At 68.6% G+C, this 2,815-nt stretch carries 2 protein-coding genes; both read left to right on the forward strand.

What is annotated here, in order from left to right:
• On the forward strand, positions 1 to 767 hold a 767-nt coding region (locus DBR23_RS06645), incomplete at its 5' end, for a hypothetical protein (RefSeq protein ID WP_158276431.1).
• A 9-nt stretch (positions 768 to 776) separates the two neighbouring features.
• Positions 777 to 2,815, forward strand: a 2,039-nt coding sequence (locus DBR23_RS29880; protein WP_199227650.1) for a hypothetical protein, incomplete at its 3' end; no start/stop codon positions are given.

The raw sequence follows: 2,815 nt of genomic DNA on the forward strand, positions 1-2,815 counted from the left end.
CGTCCCGGGAGCTCGGCGCGCGCAAAAACGCACGTCTGCTGCTCGACACCGCCAACAACATGGAGGCCTCGGCTGACCGTCGCTACGGCGCAGACACGTCCCTGCGCGGCACGATGTACGGCGCAGACACCCAGCTCACCGACAAGCAGATGGAGATGCAGCAGAAGCTGCGTCAGCAGCAGGCGTTGGGCGGCATTTATCAGGCGGCTGGGGGCGACCCCGTCAAGGCCGCCCGACTCGCCGCCTCCTACGGTCTGGACGGTAAGCAGTTCACAGATATGGCTGCTGCAGACCAGACGCGGACCCAGAGCAATGTGAAGGACGCGCGCAGCACGTTCGACAACATGTTCACGCGCGATGGCAAGAATGGCCCCGAGCGCGACGAGAACGCAGAGGCGCTTGCCAACGACCTGGCAGCAAAAATCGTCCCCGGTTGGGAAAACATGAGCGCCGAGCAGCGCGCTGCCAACCGCACCAAGGTCGTGGACGCGACCCGCATGGTCCAGGGCATGAACACCCTGCGCAACAACAGCTGGTTCCAGAAGGTCGGCATCGACGCACCCACTCCCGCCTTCAGCCAGCTGCCCGACCTGAGCGGCGCCACGGTCAGCGATGTAGGGATGTGGGAAGGCCTCACGACGCCTGATGTCCGCAGCGGCGACAAGAAGATCTCGCTGCGTGACGGCGGCACGCGCTACCTGCCCCAAGGCACTCTGACCGAATCCCAGCTGCGCATCCTGCAGAACAACGGCGCAACGCGCCAGTAAGGCCCCGACATGGCAACCCTCCGCGACCCTCTTTTTGGGCTCGACAACGCGCCGGACGCGCAGTGGCAGGCCGCTGACATCGAAGCTGCCCGCCCCAACTCCCTTCGCGGTGGCTGGGAGGCGGGCCGCATTGGCACCGACATCAATGCCCTCGGCGCAGAAGAGGCCTCCCTGCGCGCCGCCGGCGACACCGCACGAGCGGACGGCCTCCGGCAGCAGATCGGCGCGCTCCAGCAGCAGCAAGCCCGCGTGGCCCCGACAGTCGGGCGTTTGGAAGACATCCATGGCATCGGCGACGGCCTGAGCTGGGCTGCGGGCCAGGTAGGGCAGGGCGCTGCGTCGATGGTCGAGCCGGTGGCAGCAGCCACGGCCCTCGGGGGCGCAGGTCGTCTGGCCAGCATGCTGCCCGGGGCGGCCGGTAAAGTGGGCCGCGCGGTCGGCGCCGTCGGCGCCCCGCTGGCGGCGTTCGGTATCAACCAGCGCCAGCTCAAGGGCGAGTTCTACAACGACGCGGTGCGTGACCCCGAGCTGATGGCGCGCACCACACCAGAAGAGCTGAACAACACCGCAAACCTCTACGGTGTGGGCGCCGGGGCACTCGACACTGCCCTGCCCGCCATCGTGGGCCGTCAGCTGACAGGCGCCGGGTTGCGCGCCGGCCTCAAGAGCATGGGCACCGTACCGAAGATCGGCTTGGAGATGCTGGGCGAGGGCACGACCGAAGCCCTGCAGAGCTACGGCAGCCAGCAGGCCCAGGGCATGCTGAACCCGAACCGCGACACCAGCGGCGACTTCATGGAGAACGTGAACTCGTTCGCCGGCGGCGCCGTCGGGGCGGGCCCATTCACCGTCGCTGGTGCAGTGGCAGACAAGGGTTACCGCCGCGCCGGTGTGACCGCCGACCAGATCGGCGCGAAGGCTGGCGACGTTCTCGACATGGCCAAAGAGGCCGGCGCCCCCGCGTTGGCGGCGGGCAAGCAGAAGCTCGGCGACCTCGTGGATCTCGCCCGGGGCGAAGACGGCAAGCTCGACCTGGCCAAGCTGGCCGGCGATGTGCGCGACGGCGCCACGGACTTGGTGGACCGCTACAAGGTCTCGGCCGAGGAGCGCGACCTGTTGAACCTCACACCACCTCCTGAAGTTCTGGCCGACCCGACCAAGAACGATGCCTGGTTCGCCGACGCATCCGAGAAGCGCACGCAGCTCGTGGCTGACCGCCTGAGCGACATGGCTGAGGCAGACCCCAAGGCAGCCGAGATTCTCGACCGCTTGGCCGGTACCGAGGACTACGTCCAGCAGCAGGCCATCGCTGATGAAGGCGCGCAGCACGTGCTCGAAACCAACGAGATCGAGCAGCTGGCTACACGCGCTGACCGCGCCGCTGCAGCGTTCGGAGAGCTGGCCTCGAAGGGCGCCAGTGCCGTGGGCAAGGGTGCCGTGACGGCAGGCAAAGCCGCCGTGAAGTTCGGCAAGGCCGTGTTCGACGGCGCAGCCGCCGAGGCGCGCAAGAAAAACGCTCAGGGTGAGGACTACACCGCCAAGGGCTACGAGGCCTGGCAGGAGCGCACTGGTCGCGCCGCCACCGACCGCGTGGTGCAAGGTGCCCAGAACAGCCCGGCTGCTGCTCAGGGCAAGCGCCGGGGCGAGGTCTTCGGCGAGATGCTGGCGGCCGAGACCCAGGCCGCGCTGAACAAGCGCGGCATCACCGGCAAGCGCGCGGAAAACATCACCGCGCTGCTGCAGGACACCGGCTACGAGATGGCCCACCTGGCCGACAAGGGTGGTGCAAAAGGCGCCGGCTCTGGGCTGGCGCTCGGCCGCATCGCAAACACCCTGCGCACGGCGCTGGGCGCCCGCGCCGAGGGGGTCGTGAACGAGCTCCAGGCTCTGGCTGATCCGAAGTCGGCCAAGCTGTTCGACCAGCTGCGCAGCGAGGTGGCCGCAGGGCGCACGCTGGTGGGCCAGCAGCAGGCGGAGCAGGTCCGTACCGCCGCAGCCAACCAGCTGGTGGCCATGCTCCCCGCCGCCGACATGCAGGAGATCCTGCG

The organism is Acidovorax sp. HMWF018 (assembly GCF_003061035.1).
GTDB classification, from domain to species: Bacteria; Pseudomonadota; Gammaproteobacteria; order Burkholderiales; family Burkholderiaceae_C; genus Acidovorax; species Acidovorax delafieldii.